Here is a 23,750-nt window from a genome sequence, read left to right on the forward strand (position 1 = left end):
ACTTTTCGCCCCCAAGTTTAACGCACTGGAAACACAATCTGCGAAATGTCACTACCAGTAGACGGCCACCCGCTTTTGATCGACGAACGGCTGCCGCAGGCTGGATAGAATTGCTATAACTTTCTTTTGTTTTTAAATTTGGAATAGGTCAAGCTATAAAAGAAATGTTAACTACAATTAAAGGAATTTATGAAGACGGTAAGGTGACGCTCATAGGAACGCCGCCTGTACATTCGCGTACGGAAGTCACAGTTACATTCCCCGAAAAAGTGGCAAGCCCGCTAAAAAAACGTCAGGCGGGAGCACTTAAGGGTAGAATTCACATGTCAGACGATTTCAACGAACCACTGGACGATTTGAAAGAATATATGTAGATGAAAGTATTACTGGACACACACTCTCTGATTTGGTTTCTTGAAGACAGCCCCAGACTCTCACCGAAGGCCAAATCTCTCATGGAAGATTTAAGCAATGACGTCTATATACATGCCATCAGTTGGTTTGAAATGTCAATCAAGGCGAAAATCGGAAAACTTTCGCTTGCGGACCCTATCGATATAGCTTTTACACAAGCTTCGAAAAACGGTATATTGACCATAGACATAAATGCACCCCAACTGAAAGCTTACCAAAGTCTACCATTCATCCAAGAACACCGCGATCCATTCGACCGTTTGATAATTGCAACAGCGATTCAAGAACACCTCAGCATTGTATCAAACGACCCGAAATTTGCACTGTATCCGGCAGCACAAGTCCTCTGGTAAAGAAAAACTCATTCGCTCCGCAACGACTTCACCGGATTCATCAATGCCGCCTTAATTGCCTGAAAACTTACGGTAAGCAGCGTGATCGCAACTGCCAGCAGCGCCGCCACGACGAAAACGACCCAGCTTAGCTGGATATGGTATTGGTATTTTTCCAGCCAGTCGTGCAGGAAATATAGCGCAATAGGCGACGCGATGACACAGGAAATGATGACCAGATATACAAATTCTTTGGAAAGCATCGCCCACATCTGCGCGACGCTGGCGCCCAGAGCCTTGCGAATGCCGATTTCCTTTGTGCGTTGCTCAGCGGTATAGGCTGCCAATCCAAACAGCCCCAGACAGGAAATAAATACCGCGAGCACCGCAAACACCCGCGCCAGCTTTCCTATCCGTTCCTCGGCCCTGAACTTGGCATCGTATTCTTCGTCGGCAAACTTGAATTCAAACGGCGAGTCGGGATCGTGCTTGCGGAAAACAGCTTCTACTTTCTTCAAAGCCTTGTCAACCGGCGCTCCCGGCGTGAGCTTGACGTTGATCAGGTTCGCCCAATCGTATTTCAGCATAAAAATGGTGGGTACCGCCGGTTCGTAGGGCGATTGCATCACCATATCCTTGATCACGCCTACGACGTGATGCGGTTTGCCATTGTAACGGATGGTTTTGCCGACAATATCTTTGAGGCCGGTGAGCTTGACGGCCGATTCGTTGAGAATGAATCCGGCGCTGTCTGTGGAGAAATCCCTGGAAAAATCGCGGCCGTCGATGATTTTCCAGCCGATGGTTTTCCCAAAATCGTGCGTACAGGCAATCGTGCCGAACAATGGCACGGAGCCCGGTTCCAATCCCTCCCATTCGAACCCGATCTGGTTGGAGTAAATGCCTGTGGTGGGACTCGACGATTCACTCATTTCGTACACGCTCCCGGTTTTCAGTAGGTCGTTGCGAATAGGATCGTATTTACCCCACAAATTGGGCGAGATATTGATTTGCAGAAGCCCCTGACGGTTGTAACCTACCGGCCGGTTTTTGGCATGCTGGATCTGCTGGAATACGATGATCGTACCGATAATGAGCGTAATGGAAACTGTAAACTGCACCACTACCATGACCTTACGCGGCACCCCCGAATATTTCCCGACTTTGAATGTACCCTTCAATACCGATAGCGGATTGAACGACGACAAATAGAACGCCGGATAGCTCCCCGCAACCAGTCCAGTGAACAACGCGAAGAAGATCAGCACCAGCCAGAATTGCCAGTAGAAAAACGGAAACTTCACATGCTTGCCTGCGAGGTCGTTGAATGCTGGTAGCGAAATGAGTACGATCAGGATCGCCAGTACCAGCGCGAACATCACCACCAGGAACGATTCGCTCAGAAACTGGAATACCAACTGGCTTTTCAGCGAGCCGATCGACTTGCGGATACCTACTTCCTTGGCCCGCTTCTCCGACCGCGCTGTACTCAGGTTCATGAAATTGATACAGGCCAAAAGCAATACAAACGTCCCGATAATGCCAAAAAGCCACACAAACTGAATGCGCCCGCCAATATTCCGTCCGTCCTTGAAATCGGAATAGAGGTGCCAGCGGCCCATGGGGTGAAGCATATATTGCGGCTTGTCGGTTTTAGAGAATGCGTGCGGCATTTCTACATCCCGGATTTTGCGCGAAACGGACGCGATCTCCGCATGATCGGCCACCTGCGCAAACCATTGGAAAGAGTGGTTACCCCACTGCGTTTGCGCGTCCTTCACCCAGCCCTCGGCTTGCAGATAGTCGTTCCACGGCAGGATCAGGTACAGCTCGTTGAAACTCGAATTGAACGGAATATCCTCATAAACGCCCGTCACTTTCACATCCTTCTTGATATCGAGTTTGAGGGTTTTGTTGAGAGGATCTTTATCACCGAACAGGGCCTTCGCCAGCGACTCGCAAATCACCACCGAGCCCGGGCTCTTCAATGCGCTGTAATCGCCACGGATCATTTTCAGGCCCAGCATTTCCGGAAACGACGGCTGCGCCCACATCCCCGATTTATTAATCTTCTTGTCGCCGTTGGCCAGCAAATGCCCGAAATTCCAGGAAGCCAGTGCGGTATATTTAAAATCCGCCGAATACTTGGTCGCCATTTCCGTTACCGACGGGATCGATACCGCGGTACCGGTTCCGGTTTGCCCGTTGAAGGTCTGGCTGATCCACGCCTGCACGACGCGATCGTAGTTTTTGTGGTATTTATTGTAGGATAATTCATCCCAAACCCACAGCCCGATCAGCATCGTGACGGCGATCCCTACCGCCAGTCCGACGATGTTGATCAGGGAGTAAACTTTGTTTTTAAGAAGATTTCGGAGCGAGATTGTCAGGTAATTCTTGATCATGGCCGGGTCAGATATGAACGTTTGGAATGCATTTCGCGAAAGATGTAAAAACCAGCCTGCTGGTTGCATCTGCAAGCATCTGATTATTCACTTCTTAATGCTTTCACCGGGTTCGTCATCGCAGCCTTGATACTCTGAAAGCTGACGGTGACAAGCGCTATCAGTACCGCAGCGAGGCCCGCCACTACGAAAAGCCACCAACTGATACTCACCTTATAGCTGAAATCCTGCAACCATTCATTCATGAAATACCATGCGATAGGCGATGCAATGACCAGCGCAATCACCACGAGTTTGATAAAATCGATGGAGAACAGCCCGAAAATGTTCATCGCCGACGCCCCGATGGCCTTACGGATACCCATTTCCTTCGTACGCGATTCGGCCATGAATGCTACGACACCGTAGAGGCCCAGGCAGCCAATGAAGATCGCGATGAAACTCAGGATTTTGAAGAGCGAGAAGAACTTGGCTTCCTTCTCGTAGAAGCTGTCGAGCGTCTGATCGTAGAAGCTGTATTTGAATAAAAAATCCGGAAAAGTGGTCGCCCAAAGCTTTTCAATTTTAGTGATTTGTTCCAGCCCGGCATTTTTATCCAGTTTTATACTTAATGTTCCATAATTATTACGCATGGTGGTCATTACGCACGGAATGATCTCCTGGTGCAAGGTATAGGTATTGAAGTTTTTCACCACACCAACCACCGGGAGTTTTACGTCACTTCCTCCGATTGCCAGCCTTTTACCAATAATGCCTTCCGGGTTTTTGAAGCCCAGCTTTCGGGCAAATGCTTCGTTTACCACATACTCTCGGATCGTGTCGGCAGACAAATACATTCTCCCCGCCGCCATTTTCAGCCCGTAAGTATTGAAATAGGCCGTATCGGCCGGACGCATTACCACCTCGAAATCCAGGAACTCCGCGTCGTTCTCGTATTTGAAACCCGTCTGCCAATTGCTTCTCGACATGGGTGTAAATGCGCTGTAAGCGACGGACTTCACGCCCGGTATCGCACGGACCTCGTCACGCAATGTTTCCAGCTTGCCTTCCGGTTGGTCGGGGATCGCGATCGTCACGATTTCGTCCTTTTCAAAACCCAGGTCGAGCGTGCTGAAATACTTCATCTGGCTGTAAGCGATCAATGTTCCGATGAGTATTACCTGCGAAATCGAGAATTGGAGCACGATCAGGCCTTTACGCAAATTGGATTGGCCGCTTCCGGCCGTGCGCATTTTTCCTTTCAATGCCAGGATCGGCTGGTAACCCGAAACGACCAGTGCCGGGTAAAAACCCGCCAGGAAAGTGGTAGCGACCGTCAATATCACACAGCACAACAGAACAGCCGGGTCCTGAAAAAACACGACGTCGCGCGTCTGAATATTGAGGACATTCGCAATGTAAGGCAACAGCAACTGCGCCGAAACCAATGCGAGAATTACCGAAAGCACTGTTATAATCCCGGTTTCAGAGAAATACTGGCGCAACAACTGCCCACGCGTGCTCCCCAGTACCTTGCGTACGCCCACCTCGCGCGAGCGGCGCAACGCCTGCGCGGTGGCGAGGTTCACAAAGTTCACACAGGCCGTGATCAGGATAAATATCCCGACCAGCGACATGGCCCAGATCATCCCCTTGCTGATCGAGCGGCTGGCATAGTTGCCGGTTTTGGTGGCAAAATGAATATCCATCAACGGTTGCAGGACGAATTTTACTTTCGCATCGTCCTTCGGCTCCCTGTATTTTTTGTTGAATGCCAATAATTGTTTCTCGAACTGCGCTTTGCTCACGTTTTCGGGCAGCATGAGATACACCTGGCCGCCTCCGTAGGTCGAAACCCAATCGTCCCAGTTGGTAAATGCGCCAAATTCCTTCAACGATGCAAAGGAAAGCATGGTCGTAAAAGGCAGGTTAGTCGTCGCCGGCGGATCGGCAACTATGCCCGTTACCACGAAATTCATCTGGTTTCTCACACGTATACTCTTTCCGATCGGATCGGCATTTCCGAAAAACCGCGAAGCCTGCCCTTCCGTGAGCACCACGGAACCCGGATTTTTCAGCGCTTGCGAAGGCGAGCCTTTCAGCCATTTATAATCGAACATCCGGAAATATTCCGGGCCGATGAATGCGATATTGTAGCCCGGATCTGAAAACTTCTTCTTTTCCGAGCCCTGTGTAACCGTGATCAACGTCTCCCGCAGACCATATGTACACGTAACCTGATCGCGAATCTCGGGATAATCGTTACGCAGCGCCGCCAGGGCCGGCAGCTGAATCCCGGCATTGAAACCCTTTTCCCCATCCTCGATGCTGTGGTTGAGGAGCCGGTAAATACGATCGGACTGCTTGTGATGGCTGTCAAAACTGAGTTCATACCGGACCGTAAAAAAGATCAGCAGGCAACACGCCAGGCTCATAGTAAGCCCGGTAACATTAATCAAGGTAAAATTCCAGTTACGGCGAAGGTTTCTGAACGAGGTTGTCAGATAGTTTTTGATCATGGCACCTTATTTTCTATTTTTGAATACAATCAAATGATATATGGCAATGTTGACGTCGGTTAGCGGAGTTTATGAAAACGGGAAAATCACATTGGATGAAATTCCCGCGATTCAAAAGAGATCGAAGATTGTCGTAACGTTCCTGGAAGAAATGGAAGAAGCGATCCACCCGAAGCGTCGACTTGGCAGCTTAAAAGGGAAGGTCGGAACTCCTGATAACTTTAATGATCCATTGGACGACTTAAACGACTATATGTTTTAATGAAATACCTCCTGGATACCCAAATCGCTATCTGGTCTCTGGAAGACCATCCACATCTAAAAGCACCAATCCGAAATATCCTCGAAAATCCACTGAATACATTATTCATTAGCCCGATCAGCTTGATTGAAATATCGATCAAATTGAAACTTGGCAAACTCCCTCAATTCACGGTTGGCATCTTAAACTGACAGCTACTCGCTCCGCAGCGACTTCACCGGGTTCATCAGCGCGGCCTTAATGCTTTGGAAACTCACGGTTGCCACGGCTACGAGCACCGCGGCCGCACCCACCCCAACAAACACCAGCGGGCTGATTTCAATGCGGTACGGATAGTTATCGAGCCATAGCTGCATGAAATACCAGGCTGCCGGCGTGGCGATCAGGATCGAGATGAGGACCAGTTTGACAAAATCCTTAGATAAAACGAACACCAGGCTCCCAATGCTCGCGCCGAGCACTTTGCGGACACCGATTTCCTTCGTGCGCTGCTCCATGACGATCAATGCGACGGCGAAGAGGCCGAGGCACGACAATATCACCGCGACCGCGGATGCCAGGCTGAAAATCTGTGAAAGCCGCTCCTCCTCTTTGTACCAGTTGTTCGTATTTTCATCCAAAAATGAGCCGATAAACTCCGATTCCGGCGTAATTTCTTTCCAAACGTTTTTCAACTTCTCCATCGAAGACGCCAGGCCTTGCGGCGTAACGCGCACGAAAATGTATCCGATTCCTTCGGTATGAGAAAGGTACATTGTAATCGGTTTTTTCTCGGATTTAGACGAATACAGGTTAAAATCAGGAACGACGCCGATGATCTGGTGCTTGATACCCGCCGTGTCGGTCTGGAAGAACTTGCCGACCGGGTCCTTTTCACCGATCGCTTTGGCCATGCTTTCCGTGATGATAACCCTTCCCATGGAGTCAGTCGGATAGGCCGGGTCAAACTCCCGCCCATCGATCAGTTTGATATGTAGTGTTTTGAGGTAATCATAACTAATGTGAAGCCAGTCGGTTTCCACTTCGCGTTCCTTGAATGTAAAACCAATGGAACTACGGGAACTGCTTCGGTCGGCGCCCACTCCCAGGTTCACGCCCGAGCCGGTGATACTCACGATATTCGGATCGTTGGCGAGGCTGTTACGCATTCTGCGCAGCGCCGTCTGTCCATTAACCTTGCTCCCTACCGGAATACTGATCACTTCTTCTTTCTGAAAACCCAGCGGTTGCTTACGAAGGTGATCGACCTGCTGCACCGCGATAATCGTGCAGCAAATAAGCAGGCTTGACAATGCAAACTGGGCGACAATCAATGAGTTGCGCAACAGGCCAGGCTTTTTGAGCGATACCTTTCCTTTTAACACCTCCACCGCATTGAACTTCGACATTTGCAATGCGGGGTAACCACCCGCAACGAGCGTAACAAACAAAAAGAGCCCGACCAGCAACGCAATCTTGTCCGGTTCGAAAATGTATTCCAGCGTCAGTTTGGACCTGAATGTTGCATTAAAAGCCGGTAACAACAGTATGGATAAGACCACGCCTGCCAGGAAGCCGAGAAAGCAAACAACCCCTGCTTCGCCCCAAATCTGGATAAAAAGCTGCTGCTTCAACGCACCGAGCGACTTACGCACGCCTACCTCACGTGCGCGGATAAACGAACGCGCGACGTTCAGGTTGATGAAGTTGATACAGGCGATCAGCAAAATGAAAATGCCGATACCCATCAATGCATAGATCAATGAGCCTTCCTTGCCTCCGGAAATCTCACGGTTAAAGTGAATATCTTCCAACTTTTGAAGGCGAAGCGCATACAGATCTCCTCGTTCATCCGGCTTGGCACCTTTCTTTTTAAGCTTGGCAATCGTTTCTCCGAAATATTTGGCTGTGAAAGGTTTCAGCTTCTTTTCAAATGCAAGCTTATCGACGCCGGGTTTCAGTTTCAGGAAAATGTTGTGAGAAAATGCATCCCACTGGTCCTTTTGCTGCTGATAACCATTCACATTCTCGCTGCGTATGAACGCGTCGAATTGCAAAGAGGAGTTTTCCGGAAAGTCCGCCAGGACACCGCCCACTACATATTCCTTCTTGTTTTCTTCCAATCCCAATCGAATGCGCTTGCCCATCGGATTTTCAGCTCCGAAAACGGCCTTGGCCATGTGCTCGGTGATCACGATACTGCTCAGGTCCTGCAAAGCGGTTTGCGCACTGCCTTGCTTGAATGGGAATGAGAAGATTTTGAAAAAATCCGGCTCTGTGAATTTGATATTCTTATCAAGGTATTTGCCCTTGTATTCTATCACATCCGACCCGTTGACGACCCGCGCAATGCCCTCAATATCGGGATATTCAGCCTTCAATGCGGGTGTGATCGGAAACGGCATCGAGGCGGAACGCCCCACACCCTCGGGATCATTGGAGAAGAGATAGGGCTCATAAATCCGGTCTTTATCGGCATGAAAGTCGTCGTAAGACAGCGCGAAATAGGCCGTCAGGAACAGAAAGACACTCACGCAAAAAGCAACCGAGAGCCCGAGGATATTGATAAAAGCGTAACCCTTGCTCTTCCAAAGGTTACGCAACGCGATTTTGATGTAGTTTCTGAACATGGCTTTTATGATTATGATCGGCGGTCATTCACTTTTCAACGATTTCACCGGATTCGTAACGGCCGCTTTGATAGCCTGGGTACTCACGGTGAGCAATGCGATAATCACCGCCAATGCACCTGCCCCGGCGAACATCCACCATTGCAGACTGATTTTATACGCAAAATCGTCGAGCCAGCGGTTCATAAGGTACCAGGTAAGCGGCGTGGCTATGAGGATGGAAACGATCACAAGTTTGACAAAGTCGCCCGATAGCAGCCCTACGATGTTCGTTACCGATGCCCCCAGCACTTTTCGTACACCTATTTCCTTGATACGCTGCTGGGCGGCAAATGCGGCCAGACCAAACAATCCGAGGCAGGAAATCAGGATGGAAATGATGGTAAATGCATTGACCAGCCTGGAAGTACGCGCGTCGGCCGCGTAATTTTTCTGAAAATCCTCATCCAGGAATGTGTAGGAAAAAGGTTCGTCCGGTACGAGTGATTTCCATTTGCTTTCAATAAATGGCAGCGCCGCAGCCGCGTCCCTGCCGTTGATATGGGCGATCATGTAGTTATAGCTCGGGTCCATATTCAGGAAGAAGGCATATGGTTCTATGACTTTGTGTAAATCCTGATAATGGAAGTCCTTCACAACACCGACCACCTCCACGGAGCCCGGTGTATCGCCGCCGTTATTGAACAGGAATTTCTGCCCAACCGCTTTGTCCAGCGGCACGTTAAATTTGCGAAGTGTGGCCTCGTTCACTACGATTTTATAGTTCGTATCCGCCGGGAATTCCTTCGAGAACATGCGGCCTGCGACCGGCTTGAAGCCCATCGTTTCCATGAAATCGGGGGCTACCCAGTTGGTTTTGATCAGATTGTCGTCATTTACTGTCTGACCAGGCAGGTATACCGACATATCGCTCGGATTGAGAATACCCGGGTAATAGCCCGTTCCCGATGCGGCGGTGATCCGGCTGTCCTGCAAAAGTTCGTTTTTCAATGCCGTGTAGGCCTGCCGTGACTCCTGGCTACGAAACGGGATCACGATCTGCTGGTCTTTCGTAAAGCCCAGCGGCTGATCTTTCATAAACCGGATCTGCCCCTGAATAACGATCGTCGCCACCACCAAACCGATCGAAATCACAAACTGGAACACCACCAACCCACGACGCAGCGTCGTAGCCGATACCGAGTTCACGAACCGGCCCTTGATCACATCCAGCGGATTAAATACCGACAAATAAAACGCCGGATAACTTCCGGCGAGCAAGCCCGTGATCAATGCCAGAAGTACAAACCCGCCGACGATTTTCGGTTGCAGGAGATCATTTACATCAAGGGATTTGTCGGCTAACTGGTTGAAGAATGGCAATAGCAACACCACAAGCGCCATCGCAATCGCGAGGCCAAGGAACGTCAGTACCATAGATTCGCCCAGGAACTGCCCGACCAGGCTACCCTTGCCCGCGCCCATGACTTTGCGCATGCCTACCTCGGCGGCCCGTTTCGCCGAACGTGCAGTCGCGAGGTTCATGAAATTAATGCAGGCAATCAGCAATGTAAATACCGCAATACACGCCAGCACGTACAAATAGGTCGAACTCGTAGTGGCCGACACAATGCGATCGATCTGACTGAAAAGGTGAATATCCCGAACGGCAAGCAATACGAGCGTTTTATCGTATCCCGCGATTTTGAGATCCTTCCGGGCATATTTGTCGATGAATGCAGGCAATTTCGCCTGAAACGCCGAAGCATCGGTACCCGGCCGGAGGCGCAGATAGTGATAGAACATATTGTTACTCGTGAAATCATGATCAGGCTGCCGGAGGTAATCGCCGATCCAGCCTACTTTGAATGACACGAAATAGTGCGCATCGATATGGGAACGGGCGGTTTCATCGCGGAATACGCCGGTTACTTTGAAATTGTCGTTGTGGCCTGTCTTTCCGCCCACTTTCACCGTGCGGTTCAATGCGGATTCGTTGCCGAACAACTTTCGGGCAAGGACGTCGGAAAGCACGATCGAATGCGGATCGGCCATTGCCGTACGCCGGTCGCCTTCCAGGAATTGGTAGGTAAAAACATCAAAAAACGTCGAATCGACGTGCGTGCCTTTGGGTTCGTAGAATGATAGCGGGTCTTTTCCGGGCTGCTCTATCGTCAGCAATGCCTTATCTTCGAGAAAATTCTGCCATAGACGCGTCACCTGCACCACTTCCGGATATTCGGCTTTCAGCGCGTACGCGTAAGGCGCCGGCGCACGGGGATTATCCATTTTCTCCCCATTCGGCTGCACATTCTCCGAGCGAACCAGATACAAATCATTGACATGCTCCTGATGCTTATCGAACGAAACCTCGCTCAGAATGTAAAGCAGCAGGAGCATGCAACAAGTCATCCCGACCGACAGGCCGAAGACATTAATAACGGAGAACATCTTATTTTTCAAGACATTTCTCCAAGCAATTTTCAGATAGTTTTTGATCATGGCTGGTCATGGATTGCATTCCGTGAGTTTTGGAATGAATAATTGTACCAGCGCATTCAACACTTAATCAAGTGACTCAAAATCAATTAATTAAATCATTCATAAACCAACAAGAGTGTCCGAAACTGGACACTCTTGTTCAATATTGTAAAGCGGGATTAGTTTAGTGGCAAGGGTCTTGATACACTACCAGTCCATTTGTTCCTCCTGCTATTCCGTCTTCAAGCTCTTTACCGGATTCAGCATCGCCGCGCGAATACTCTGATAACTTACCGTAAAGACCGCAATGGCAATGGCTAATACCGCCGCCCAGGCGAAATACGACCATGACATCGGCACGCGATAAGGGAAATCCTGCAACCACAGATTCGCGCCGTACCAGGCAATCGGCAATGCGATGATGATCGATATGACGACGAGTTTGACAAAATCCATCGAAAGCAGCGCGGTAATGCTCGCTACCGACGCGCCCAGCACCTTGCGGATGCCGATCTCCTTCACGCGTGTCTCGGCATTGAATGTCGCCAGACCGAACAAGCCGATGCAGGATACAAAAATCGATAATACCGCTGCGAGCGTGATCATCTGTTTCCATTTCGCTTCGGACTCGTACCGTCTCAGGTTCGCCTCGTCTTCGAATTTGTATTCAAAAGGCAGGTTTTTGATATGGGTTCTGAAAATCTTTTCGATCGCTTTGATCGTCGCCGGAGTGTCCTTACTGTCGAGTTTTGCGAAGATGGTACTGATGCGGTAATTCGGGTCCTGGGTCAATATCAATGGATTGATGGTGTCTTTCAACGAAGCATAATGATAATCGCGGATCACGCCGATGATCTTCATCTTTTTGTTCTTCCACTCAAAATTCACCTCCTGCCCGATCGGGTTTTTCAGTCCGGCGCGCTTCACGAATGCTTCGTTCACGACAATCGACTCTTCGGGATCCGTCGAGAAGCTTTTGGAGAAATTCCGGCCTTTGAGCACCGGGATTTGCAATGCAGGCAGGAACTCGTCGCTCACCCCAATGTAGCCAAAGCCGATCTCACGCCCCTCTACTTTCGCAATAGTACTATTATAATTACCATTGAATGCCGCCACCGATGCTATCCCGGCAGTATTCTTCAACTCATTCCGGACCACTTCCATTACCTCCCTATCCGGCCCTCCCCGACCCAGACTGAAACTCACCAGGCTCTTATCGTTATAACCCAGGTCTTTGTTTGTCAGGTACTTGAATTGAGAATAAATCACAATAGTTCCGATCACCAGGCACACCGACAATGCAAACTGGAAGATGACAAGCCCTTTCGTCAGGTAATTCTTACGGGTAAGCTTCGTGCGGTTGTAGAGCGTCTGCACCGGGCTAAAACCCGACAGTACGAGCGCAGGATATACACCTGCAACCAGTCCCGTCATGAAAAACAATGCGATATAACCCGATATCAGCCCGGTATCGAGCAAATACGAAAGCGAGAGTTGTTTATTAGCCAGGTCGTTGAAAACCGGCAACACGATTTGCGTAAGGGCGATAGCGAGCGCAAATGCCAGGAAGGAAAGCAAAAACGACTCACCCAGAAACTGGTATATCAGCTGTTTTCTCAGCCCGCCCACCACTTTCCGCACACCGATTTCCTTTGCCCGATTGAGCGAGCGCGCCACCGTGAGGTTTACGAAATTAATGCAGGCGATCAACAGGATAAAAATGGCGATACCTGACAGAATGTAGGAATAGATCGGGCTGCTGGCGTGGTCGAGACCATTGTGCAGGTCGCCGTCGGAGCTTTGCAAATGCATATCGAGGAAAGGCATCAGATCGAAGACAATCTGGTTCCGGATCTCGCGCCCTTCGCTGGCCTCCGCGGTTACCTTGCTCTTCGAAACCTGGTTCATCTTATTCACGACCGCATGATAATCAGCCTTTTCGTGTAACAATACAAAAGTATTCATGTAAAAACCCATCCATTCCTTGTCCGTCCAGCCTTTTGCCTCCTGGTATGCAAAAGGCAATACTGCATCAAACTGGACGGAAGAGTTTTGCGGGCAACGCTTCGCCACGCCGGATACGATAAACGGTTCAAACCCATCCCCGATTTTCAGTTGCATGGTCCGCCCTACCGCATTCTTTGTACCAAAATACTTTTCAGCCAGATCCTCGCTCAAGACGATGGAGTGAATATCCGACAACACCGTTTTGGGATCGCCGGAAAGCAGCGGCATGGAAAAAACCGAGAAAAAAGGCGCGTCTGCGAACAGAATATCCTCTTTCAAGACTTCATTCCCTTTTTTAACGACAAATGAATTGCTCTGCGCCCGTATTACCTCCCGGATCTCAGGAATATCCTGCTTGAAAGTGGGGCCGTGAATGGCGTTCGTACTTCCAAATGTACGGGTTTCGGTCTCTCCCTTGCTGGTAACCATTATCCGGTACAGCTGGTCCTTGTTTTTCTGAAAGCGATCGAAACTCACTTCGTCTTTCGTATACAAAACAATGAGCATGCAGCACGTGAGCCCCAGCGACAGGCCGGCAATATTGATCACCGAGAAAACCTTGTTCCTCGTGAGATTTCGGATGGCGATTTTGAAATAGTTTTTTAACATGGCTAGATGGCTGTTTATTCAGATTTCAACGATTTCACCGGATTCATCAGCGCGGCCTTGATCGCCTGGAAGCTTACCGTAAACAGGGCGATCAACAGCGCTGCCACACCTGCGACGGCGAAATACCACCATTCCATTTCGATCCGGAAGGCATATTTTTCCAGCCACCCGTTCAGGAAATACCAGGCGACGGGAAATGCGATGATCGCCGAAATGCCTACCAGTTTCAGGAAGTCGGCCGAGAGCATACCTACCAGATTGGAAATACTCGCTCCCAGCACCTTTCGAACGCCGATCTCCTTCGTCCGCTGTTCGGCTGTAAATGCCGCGAGGCCGAACAACCCCAGGCAGGAAATGAAAATGGCGAGGAATGCAAAGTAGTTGGAGAGCTTGCTCACGACCGTTTCGGCCTTGTAGAGGTTTCCGAACTCTTCGTCGGCAAAATGGTATTTGAAAGGTACACCGGAATTATATCGCCGGAAGACTTTTTCCAGGCTTTCGATGGCCTGTTTCGTCTTTCCAGCCTCTGCACGTACCAGCCCGGAGCCCCATGCTTCTTTTTTGGGTTGCAGATTGATAATCAAAGGTTCAATCGCCACATGCAGGGAACCGATGTGAAAGTCCTTCATCAAACCGATGATCTTGCCTTTCTTCCCCCACATCGTCAGTTCCTTTCCAACGGGATCTTTATACCCGATCTTCTTCGCAGCCGCCTCGTTCACCAGGTAATTCGAAGTATCCGTTCCGAACGAAGGACTGAAATCGCGACCGTCGAGGAGCTTGATGCCCATTGTCTCGATAAAATTGAAACCTACCGGGTTCACATTGAAAAGCAACTGCTTGGTCGTATCCTTCCCGGGCCAGCTTACACCCATGGTAGAGCTCCCGTACGCGAGCGGGCTCGCCTGCGACCGCGCGACCGACTTAATGCCCGGCTCCGCTTCAAGCGCCTGCTTGAATGCATCGAAATTGGTGCTCATGGTATTTTCAATGTCCGGAATATAAAGCAGGTTTTCCTGGCTGAAACCGAGGTTCTTATGCTGTATAAAATCTATCTGCCGGTAAATGACGATCATCGAAAGGATCAGCAGAATCGATAGCCCGAACTGGAACACCACCAGCCCCTGCCGGAAATAGGTAGCAGTCGGCTTGAACTTCAAAGCCCCTTTCAAAATGGTTACCGGGTTGAGCGACGACATGAATAGTGCGGGGTAGCTGCCGGCAATCAGGCCGGTGATTAATGTCAGCACCAGGAGCAGCAGCAGGAATGCCGGGTCCAGAAAATCGAGTGAAAGCTGCTTGTCGGTCAGCGAGTTGAAGCCCGGCAGCAATGCGAGTACAATCGCAATCGAAACCACCAGCGCAAGTAAAGTAATGAGGATAGATTCGCCCATAAATTGCGCGATCAGGCTCGTTTTATAAGCCCCGACAACTTTGCGCAATCCAACCTCCTTCGCACGCTTCACCGAGCGTGCAGTTGCGAGGTTCATGAAATTAATGCAGGCGATGATCAGAATAAATACTGCCACAATCGTAAACATCCGCACATACTCGATGCGTCCGCCGTTCTGCTTGCCCGCTTCCCAGTTCGAGTACAGATACGATTCTCCGTAATTGATCAGGAAAAGGTCTACGTTGCTGTCCTTGTTTTTGGTTTTGATATAACCCTTGATCTTTGCATTAACTTTATTGATATCGGCATTTTTAGCCAGCAACACTGCGCAGCGCGGACCATTGTTACCCCATTCCTTCGCCCAGGCAGCACCTTTAATCCACCGGTCGTAGCTCATCATGAAATCGAATTTCATAGAAGAATACCGCGGGATTTCTTCCAGCACGCCGGTGACCACGACGTCGTCCTTATTATCCACGCGCATGGCCTTTCCCATCGGGTCCTGGCCTTTGAAGTATTTATCGGCCAGTTTTTGGGAAATCACAATGCCGTCGGGGCGTTTCAGGGCCGTTCGCGCATCGCCGTGTTTGAGTTTGAACGAAAACATCGTCAGGAAATCCCCCTGTACATAGCGGCCCTTCTCATTATCAAACACATTACCTGCTTTCAAAACCGGTGATAGTTCCCAAAGTACCTGGCTGGCCTTTTCGATTTCCGGAATATCTTTCACAATATTCTCCGCCAAAATCCCGGGCGTAGCGGCAAACGTATTGATCTCCCCGGAATAGTGCTGGTTCTCCATCACCGAATAAAGCCGGGCATCGTTCTCGTGGAACCGGTCCATTTTGATCTCGTCCTGCACCCAAAGCATAATCAGCAAGCTGCAAGCCATCCCCAGCGCCAGCCCAAGAATGTTAATGGAGCTGAACATCTTGTTTTTCAACAAATTCCGCCAGGCGATTTTCAGATAATTTCTAAGCATACCGTTTGTTCATTGGTTGTGGAATAAATAGGATGTAGATAGTGTTATTGGATATATTTGATTGTCTGTAAACTCAAATGCTATGGAACTGGTCAGAAAAATTATTGTCCCGACGAGCACAACCTTCACTTTAACACTTCCCGAAGAAATGATTGGGAAGGAAATAGAAGTGGTCGCATCCGAAGTAAAAGCGCCGCGGGTGCTTACAGAGCTTGAAAAAGACCAAAGAATGCAAGCGATCAGGGCAATTTTTAAAGATTACCGCGTGGACCTGAGCAACTTCAAATTTAACCGCGACGAGGCTAACAATTATGACGACTAACTTTGCGCTGGAAACTAATGTTTTATTGTATCTGTATGATTCCAGCGATCAGGCAAAAAGACATGTCAGCGAAAGCATAATTGCATTAAACCCAATCATCAGCACGCAGGTTGTCTCGGAATTCATTAATGTGACAAAACGCCTAATGAAACTTCCCAAAAAGGAAGTATTATTTAAATGCAACCGCGTTTTCGATCGTTGTCAGATTGTCTCGGTTGATCAGGATATACTTGACCATTCGTATTACATTCTGAAAAAATATGATTTTCAGATCTTCGACAGCATTATTATATCTTCTACACTTGCGGCCGGTTGCAATACCCTCTATTCCGAAGATTTACAACACAATCAATTAATAGAAGGGAAACTTAATATTATCAATCCTTTCCTTCAACCACAATAATTACTCCGACTTCAACGACTTCACCGGGTTCATCAGCGCGGCTTTTACACTTTGAAAACTTACTGTGAGCAATGCAATGATGATGGCCAGCAATCCCGCGGCAGCGAACATCCACCAGGCGAGGTCGACGTGGTAGGCGAAATCGCTTAGCCAGTGGTTCATACCGAACCAGGCGATCGGGCTGCCGATTACAATGGCTATAAGGATTAGTTTGATAAATTCTTTCGAAAGCAATGCTACGATGTTCGTAACACTTGCGCCCAGTACTTTGCGCACGCCGATTTCCTTCGTGCGGCGCTCGGCGGTAAATGCCGACAGGCCGAACAATCCGAGGCAACCGATAATGATGGAAATCGTTGCGAAGGTGATGAATATCTGCCCAACGCGCTGCTCGCTGCGATAGACGTTGTCGAAATCCTGATCCATGAATTTGTAATTGAATGGCTGACCAGGTGCCATTTTCTTCCAAAGCGCCTCTACCTGCTCCACGGTACGCGGCGCATCACCGCCTTTCATACGGAATACTACCGAGCCGGAGCTTTTATAAAGGATCAGGCTCAATGCGCCTATGTTCCTTCTGAGCGATTCGAAATGGAAGTTTTTCACCACTCCGATGATGGTATAGTCGACTCGCTTCGTTAATGCGGCGTCTTCGTAACCGAATATCTTCTTACCGATCGGATCGGCGTATCCCAGCACTTTTGCTGCGGCCTCGTTGATGACAATGCCCGTAGAGTCGGAGGGAAATGTTTGATCAAAAGCACGTCCGCTCGCGATTTGAAGCTGCATTGTTTTTACAAAATCATAATCCACAGACCATTTCTGCATATTCAGGCCCTTGTCCTGCTGCATTTGGCCGACCGGGAAAAAGGTGTGATCGGTACGGGAAGAAGGTGTCGGCAGGAAGCTGGTAACCGTGGCACTTTCCACGTTCGGGAGTTGCAGAACCTGCTCTTTGAATGATTTTACCTGGTTATCCAATGCATAAGCATCGTTCACGATCAGCATTTGATCCTTATTGAACCCGAGCTTCTTGGTTTGAATGTAGTTGAGCTGACGATAAATAACGCCCGTTCCGACGATCAGCATTACCGAAATGACGAATTGGAATACTACCAATGCGTTGCGGAGGTAACCGCTCATTTTGCCTTCGAGCTGGATCGTGTTTTTCAGGACTTTCAATGGCTGGAAGGCCGAAAGGAAGAATGCGGGATAACTGCCGGCAAGCACACCAACTATCCCGCCGGTAAGCAGCATCACCGACCAGAACCACACGTTCGTGATCGGGAACTGGATTTGCTTGTTCGCCAGATTGTTGAATAGCGGTAATGCAAGGTAGGCGATCAGCATCGCGAGTACGAGCGAGAAAAAGCTCAGCATCACTGATTCGGTCAGGAACTGGCTTACCAAAGATGACCGCTCGGAACCCAATGCTTTGCGTACGCCCACTTCTTTCGCCCGGTTGGCCGAACGCGCCGTGGCGAGGTTCATGAAGTTGACGCAGGCGATGGCCAGCAGGAAAATAGCGACTACGCCGAAAATGTAGACATATTGGATATTTCCGTTTGCATTAATCTCCGCCGTGCGGTCCGAATGCAAATGGATATCCGCAAGCGGCATTAAGGTATAAACCAGGTAATTCCCCGACTTCCTGACTTCATCCAGCGTCGAGCCCAAAAAGGTTTTGATCCATTTGGAGGTATATTTCTGCAAAACAGTTTCAAAATTCTTCTCAAACTGCTTTGCGTTAATTCCTTCGCGGAACAGAATATACGTGTTGAAATTATGGCTACCCCACGCATTACTCCTGCTTTCCTCGGTCGAGCTCATGGAAAGGAGCATATTCACATCACGCATGTGCGATTGCGCGGGTATGTCCCGCATGACGCCGGTGACTGTATACGTAACGCTGTTGTCCACCATTAATGCCTTACCCATCGGATTGGCGTCGCCAAAGTATTTCCGGGCGTCCGTTTCCGAGATTACCACGGTTTGCGGATTGCGCAATGCCGTGTTCGGGTCGCCTTGCAGCAGGGGCACTGAGAAAACCTGGAAGAATGTCGAGTCGACGTAGAAAACGCGATCTTCTTTCAGGTTATCGGCCGCATCCGCCCGTCGTACAAGCTGGCTGCCGTTTTCACGCAACCGAACTACCTGTTCGATCTGCGGGTAATCCTTTTTTAAAGTAAATGCCAAAGGGTCCGGCGCCACGGCCAGCGCCATGTCGGCACCGCCGAAACGGATATCTGCATTGATCCGGAAAATACGGTCGGCGTTCGCGAAGGAGCGGTCGTAGCTGAGCTCGTCCACCACATACAACGTAATGAGCAGGCAACTCGCCAGCCCAAGGGACAAACCGAATATGTTCAGAAACGTGTAAAACTTGTGTTTACGCAGATTCCGCCAGGCAATTTTCAGATAGTTTTTCAGCATTACTTCAAGCTTTTACATCTCCATGCCATTTCCAGGCAGGCCCATTTCACGTTCAAAATTTTCGACGATCCGCTGCCGGTCTTTCTCCGATTTCTCTGCGGCATTCACGGTCTTTTCGTAGATATACTCGTCTCCGTCCTTCGTGAACCTGTATTTGATAAACATTTCACCGGTTTCGGAATTGTAGCGTACACTTCTGGAAAAATCCTTTGGAGCTTTTGAAGCAGGTTCCTTGATAAACCCTTTACCGGACGAGATCATCTCTGCATTCATTTCATTGGAGGAGAACGCCATCGTTTCCGGTTCATCGGCCGACGGTTCGGCAACCGCGGCGTCGGGTGCGGGCGCTATCCGTGGTTCCGGCCGCCTAGGTTTATGTTTCGGCTTCGGAGATGCTACGGCAACCGATTCATTACAGGGTGTCTTAGGAGCCGGCAGTTCGAGATTGCCCTCGGCGATGGAAGACAATACTTTATCGCGCAATGCCTCGCGGTCTTCCTGGCTCATTCCTTCCACATCGAAAGACTTATTGATGTCAACTTCTTTGCCGTCCAGCGTTCCGGATACTTTAATGGAGAGCTTTATACCATCATCATCGATGCTTCTGCTCAGGTAAGCCCTTTTCTGGGCAATGGCCAGCGTACTTACGCCGGCCAACAGGATGGTTAGGATTTTCTTCATGGTTAGATTTGGCATATTGTTCAAACTAGCTTTGGCGCTTGTCACCCGGCCAGGGTCCCCACACTGCATTCCAGGGAGCTGGTGCCCCCGCATCAAAGGTTCCTGCTATAAAGCCGCGCTAGTCGTCAATAGCCGGAGGATTTCTAAACATGTATTTTTTCAGTCACGATCTTGCCGTCGAACAGGTTCACTACGCGGTGTGCGAAACCTGCATCGTAAGGCGAGTGCGTTACCATCAGGATCGTCGTTCCGGCGCCGTTCAGCTGGCTGAGCAGGTTCATTACCTCTTCACCGTTCTTGGAATCGAGGTTACCCGTAGGTTCATCGGCCAGGATTGTCTTCGGAGTCGCTACCACGGCGCGGGCAATGGCGGTACGTTGCTGCTGACCACCCGATAGCTGCTGCGGGAAGTGGTTGCGGCGATGCATCATGTTCATGCGCGTCAGTGCTGCTTCCACTTTCTCCTTGCGTTCCGCCGGAGGCGTTTTCAGGTACAGCAATGGCAGCTCCACGTTCTCATAAACCGTCAGTTCGTCGATCAGGTTAAAGCTCTGGAACACGAAACCAATGTTACCCTTGCGGATCTGCGCACGCTGGCGTTCCGACATTTTTGCCACTTCCGTGCCGTAAAACTCGTACGACCCTTCGCTCGGGTTATCGAGCAGTCCCAGAATGTTCAGCAAGGTAGATTTCCCGCAACCGGATGGTCCCATGATGGCAACAAACTCGCCGTCCTTAATTTCCATGTCGATGCCGTTGAGGGCAGTTGTTTCTACTTCCTCGGTAGAAAACACCTTGTGCATGTTGTTGATCTTGATCATTTTTTTACGTGGCTTTCGGCTTTCAACGCGCGGCTGTCGGCTGGGTTTCGTGATAAATTCAGGTATTCGAAAAGTTGTATTGACGGCCGGCCGCGGACGGCCGACCGCCATTTTATTTAAAATTCTAGCACTTCATTGTCGCCGAAGTTCTCATACGAGCTGGTAATGACCTTCTCGCCCGGCTGCAAGCCTTCGAGGACTTCGAAATATTCGGGATTTTTACGACCTAATGTGATGTTGCGTTTCGCGGCACGTTTGCCGTCTTCGCCTACTACATACACCCAGTTTCCACCTGTTTCGGAGAAGAAGCCGCCCACCGGCAGCAATGTTGCCTGTGAAGGCTGGCCGAGTTGCAGACGGATCGGCGCGGACTGGCCTCTTTTTACCAATTCGGGGGCACCGTTGTCGAACTTCATATCCACTTCGAAACGTCCGCTCAAAATCTCCGGATATATTTTGATGATTTTCAACCCGTAATCTTTTCCGTTGAACTCCATCGAGCCGGCCAGCCCGACGAAAATCCGTGACAAATAGTGCTCATCCACGCTGACACGCATTTTGAAACCATTCAAATCGTCAATCTGCCCGATGTTCTGGCCCTGGCTGATGTTGGAACCAACTTCGATATTCATGGACGACAACAGACCCGATACCGGCGCCTTCACCACGAGGTTGTCAAGCGTCTGGCGCCACAGGCTCACGTTTTTCTGCGTGCTGGCCAATGTACCTTCCAACTGGTTAATCTGCATTTTGGCGTTTTCTTCCTGGTATTTTTGCGATTCGATCTCGATTTCGCGCTGTCTTACCAGCTTTTCGTAGTCACGTTTCGTTTTCAGGTAATCCGCTTCGGGAATCACTTTGTCTTTATAAAGCTTCACATTCCGATCATGCGCGTCTTTGGCCTGATCGAGCTGGAAATCCAGGTCGCTCAATGCTTTTTGGAGTGTAAACCGGGCTACTTTCAGGTTTTGTCGCGTGTTTTGAAGGTCGTTGACCAATCGGCTGGCCTCTGTTTCCGATTGGAGGAAGCTCAGTTTGAGGTTCTGGTTTTCGAGACGAAGCAGGACGTCGCCCTGTTTCACCATGTTACCACCTTCAATCAATTTTTCGGTCACATAACCACCTACGATCGCATCGAGCTGGATGGTTTTGAGCGGCTGAACCACCCCGGTTACGACGATGAATTCGTCGAATTTGCCTTTCTGAACGGTCGATATCGTCAGTTTGTCCTGTTCAACGTTCAGCTTGCTTCTTTTATCGGCAAAAAAGAACTGATAGATCAGGAACGCTGCCAGTAAAACGCTACCACCGATGATGCTGATGCGTTTGGTATTCCAGAATTTCTTGGGTTTTACTCGGTCCATTGTTGATCCTCCGGAAAATCCGTTACTGGTGCTAGTCGAGTTAGGTGTCTTAACTTCCATTATATGCTGGTGATTGAGTTCGCAGTTGTATTTGCCTTTATTAATCCAATCACTATGCCAAAGAAGACAATGCTATCTAATCATTTGAAAATCAACATTATTCAAATTCAGAACACCGTTAATATTGTTCGTTATCGGACAAGTTTGTTCGGGCGCGGACAAGGCCCCCAAGCCGTCTTTTTAAGGTAAAATAGTGACATTTTAGCTTGTTAGGAAATAATATTTCAAATTGCGTCCTTATCTTGACAAACAATTGCGTTAAGTCCCTATCCGGCAGTATTAACCCGCCTGCGCACCACAAGAAAGAACAGCCATGCTACTATCAGAAGCCAAGATCCTGATTATCGACGACGATGTTGACGTGCTCAGTGCCGCCAAACTTTTACTGAAACGGCACGCCAAAGCGGTCGACATTGAAAAGAACCCCCAAAAACTGCCATTCCTCGTCACTAACGGCGATTATAGCCTGATCCTGCTCGATATGAACTTCACCCGCGACGTGAACAGCGGGCGCGAAGGTTTCCATTGGCTCGATCGTATCCTGGACATCAACCCGGCCGCGAAAGTGATCATGATCACCGCGTACGGCGACATCGAAATGGCGATCCGCGCGATCAAAGCCGGTGCCATCGATTTTGTACTGAAACCCTGGGAAAACGACAAACTGCTGGCGACGATCAGCACGGCACTCGAAGGAGGTAAGGACAAAGTGCTGCCGGTAGCGGAAGAAAAGACCAAAGATGATGGCAAAAAGAACAATAAGGCCGTCGGAGATACCATCGTGGCCACCAGTGAAAGCATGCGGCAGGTACTCGTCACCGCCGAAAGGGTGGCTGCGACAGATGCCAATGTAATCATCCTGGGCGAAAACGGTACGGGTAAAACGCAGCTAGCCAGGCACGTGCATCAGCATTCCAAGCGTTCGGACAAGCCGTTCGTAGCCGTGGATCTGGGTGCGATCAGCGAGACCCTTTTCGAAAGCGAGCTGTTCGGCCACGTGAAAGGTGCATTCACGGATGCGAAGGAAGACCGCGCCGGCCGTTTCGAAGAAGCCAAGGGCGGCACCATTTTCCTGGACGAGATCGGTAACCTTACATTGCCATTGCAGGCCAAGCTGCTCACCGTCATCCAGGAGCGCAAAGTAACGCGCGTCGGCTCCAACAAACCCATTGCGCTCGACGTCCGCCTCATATGTGCGACGAATATGAATATCGAAAAAATGGTCAACGAAAAGACCTTCCGCCAGGATTTGCTCTACCGGATCAATACCATCGAACTCGAACTGCCGCCATTACGCGACAGGCCCGAGGATATCAGCGCACTGGCCGAATATTACCTCAAGCAATACGCCAAAAAGTATAACCGTCCCGTTAACGACATCAGCAATGCATTGGTTAAGAAAATGCAGCAGTACAACTGGCCGGGCAACATCCGCGAATTGCAGCATGCTGTGGAGCGCGCAGTGATCCTTTCGCAGGAAAAAACCTTGCAACCTGATGACCTTTTCCTCAAAAGTTCGGCCGGACAACCTGCTACCGCCACCGGGTTCGACCTCGAAGACATGGAAAAAACGATGATCATCAAAGCATTGAAACGCTTCAACGGAAACATCACCGACGCGGCCCGTGAGCTGGGACTCAGCCGCGCAGCACTTTACCGGAGGATGGAGAAATACGGCTTGTAAGCCATTTCAAA

Annotated in this window: 17 protein-coding genes; 7 read left to right on the top strand and 10 right to left on the bottom strand. The window is 49.7% G+C overall.

Annotated features, from left to right (window positions below; translation table 11 throughout):
* Positions 1-164: 164 nt before the first annotated feature.
* Both BMW93_RS03140 and BMW93_RS03145 read left to right on the top strand, forming a co-directional pair.
* Positions 165-374: a DUF2281 domain-containing protein gene (locus BMW93_RS03140; RefSeq protein WP_090373708.1), complete on the top strand. Its 210-nt coding sequence runs from the start codon at positions 165-167 to the stop codon at positions 372-374.
* Positions 375-767, top strand: a complete 393-nt coding sequence (locus tag BMW93_RS03145; protein WP_090373709.1) for a type II toxin-antitoxin system VapC family toxin — start codon at positions 375-377, stop codon at positions 765-767.
* A gap of 8 nt (positions 768-775) precedes the next feature.
* Here BMW93_RS03145 and BMW93_RS03150 read toward each other — a convergent pair whose 3' ends face one another.
* Both BMW93_RS03150 and BMW93_RS03155 read right to left on the bottom strand, forming a co-directional pair.
* Entirely contained in the window at positions 776-3,151 is a 2,376-nt protein-coding gene (locus tag BMW93_RS03150; RefSeq protein WP_090373710.1) for an ABC transporter permease, read from the bottom strand.
* 83 nt (positions 3,152-3,234) lie between these two features.
* A complete protein-coding gene (locus tag BMW93_RS03155; protein WP_090373711.1) occupies positions 3,235-5,649 on the bottom strand; it encodes an ABC transporter permease in 2,415 nt (804 codons plus the stop codon).
* A gap of 40 nt (positions 5,650-5,689) precedes the next feature.
* On the opposite strand from BMW93_RS03155, the gene BMW93_RS03160 reads away from it, so the two are divergent.
* Together BMW93_RS03160 and BMW93_RS36185 are read left to right on the top strand one after the other, a co-directional pair.
* A complete protein-coding gene (locus BMW93_RS03160) occupies positions 5,690-5,911 on the top strand; it encodes a DUF2281 domain-containing protein (protein WP_229240157.1) in 222 nt (73 codons plus the stop codon).
* Complete coding sequence (locus BMW93_RS36185; RefSeq protein WP_090373712.1) at positions 5,911-6,102, top strand: type II toxin-antitoxin system VapC family toxin; 192 nt, start codon at positions 5,911-5,913, stop codon at positions 6,100-6,102. Before BMW93_RS03160 ends, BMW93_RS36185 begins: the two co-directional genes overlap by 1 nt.
* 3 nt (positions 6,103-6,105) lie before the next feature.
* On the opposite strand, the gene BMW93_RS03170 is transcribed toward BMW93_RS36185, so the two are convergent.
* From BMW93_RS03170 to BMW93_RS03185, 4 genes are all read right to left on the bottom strand, one after another.
* The gene (locus BMW93_RS03170; RefSeq protein WP_090373713.1) at positions 6,106-8,520 is read right to left on the bottom strand and encodes an ABC transporter permease; all 2,415 of its coding nucleotides are present in this window, start codon (positions 8,518-8,520) and stop codon (positions 6,106-6,108) included.
* Between the two features lie 24 nt (positions 8,521-8,544).
* Positions 8,545-11,001 (bottom strand): ABC transporter permease, encoded by a 2,457-nt coding sequence (locus tag BMW93_RS03175; protein ID WP_090373714.1) that lies wholly within the window; start codon positions 10,999-11,001, stop codon positions 8,545-8,547.
* A gap of 210 nt (positions 11,002-11,211) precedes the next feature.
* On the bottom strand, positions 11,212-13,596 hold the full coding sequence (locus BMW93_RS03180; RefSeq protein WP_090373715.1) for an ABC transporter permease: 2,385 nt from the start codon (positions 13,594-13,596) through the stop codon (positions 11,212-11,214).
* 14 nt (positions 13,597-13,610) lie between these two features.
* A complete protein-coding gene (locus BMW93_RS03185) occupies positions 13,611-15,971 on the bottom strand; it encodes an ABC transporter permease (RefSeq protein ID WP_090373716.1) in 2,361 nt (786 codons plus the stop codon).
* A gap of 82 nt (positions 15,972-16,053) precedes the next feature.
* Here BMW93_RS03185 and BMW93_RS03190 point away from each other — a divergent pair, with 82 nt between their 5' ends.
* Together BMW93_RS03190 and BMW93_RS03195 are read left to right on the top strand one after the other, a co-directional pair.
* Positions 16,054-16,293 (top strand): hypothetical protein, encoded by a 240-nt coding sequence (locus tag BMW93_RS03190; protein WP_090373717.1) that lies wholly within the window; start codon positions 16,054-16,056, stop codon positions 16,291-16,293.
* On the top strand, positions 16,283-16,696 hold the full coding sequence (locus BMW93_RS03195) for a PIN domain-containing protein (protein WP_090373718.1): 414 nt from the start codon (positions 16,283-16,285) through the stop codon (positions 16,694-16,696). Before BMW93_RS03190 ends, BMW93_RS03195 begins: the two co-directional genes overlap by 11 nt.
* On the opposite strand, the gene BMW93_RS03200 is transcribed toward BMW93_RS03195, so the two are convergent.
* From BMW93_RS03200 to BMW93_RS03215, 4 genes are all read right to left on the bottom strand, one after another.
* Positions 16,697-19,129, bottom strand: coding sequence for an ABC transporter permease (locus BMW93_RS03200; protein WP_090373719.1), 2,433 nt, complete (start codon positions 19,127-19,129; stop codon positions 16,697-16,699).
* Between the two features lie 12 nt (positions 19,130-19,141).
* Complete coding sequence (locus tag BMW93_RS03205) at positions 19,142-19,810, bottom strand: hypothetical protein (RefSeq protein WP_090373720.1); 669 nt, start codon at positions 19,808-19,810, stop codon at positions 19,142-19,144.
* A gap of 143 nt (positions 19,811-19,953) precedes the next feature.
* Entirely contained in the window at positions 19,954-20,631 is a 678-nt protein-coding gene (locus BMW93_RS03210) for an ABC transporter ATP-binding protein (RefSeq protein ID WP_090373885.1), read from the bottom strand.
* A 116-nt stretch (positions 20,632-20,747) separates the two neighbouring features.
* The gene (locus BMW93_RS03215) at positions 20,748-21,995 is read right to left on the bottom strand and encodes an efflux RND transporter periplasmic adaptor subunit (RefSeq protein ID WP_090373721.1); all 1,248 of its coding nucleotides are present in this window, start codon (positions 21,993-21,995) and stop codon (positions 20,748-20,750) included.
* Between the two features lie 373 nt (positions 21,996-22,368).
* Between BMW93_RS03215 and BMW93_RS03225 the strand changes: the two genes are divergently transcribed.
* Complete coding sequence (locus BMW93_RS03225) at positions 22,369-23,739, top strand: sigma-54 dependent transcriptional regulator (protein WP_090373723.1); 1,371 nt, start codon at positions 22,369-22,371, stop codon at positions 23,737-23,739.
* Positions 23,740-23,750 lie beyond the last annotated feature (11 nt).

The organism is Dyadobacter sp. SG02 (assembly GCF_900109045.1).
GTDB lineage: Bacteria > Bacteroidota > Bacteroidia > Cytophagales > Spirosomataceae > Dyadobacter.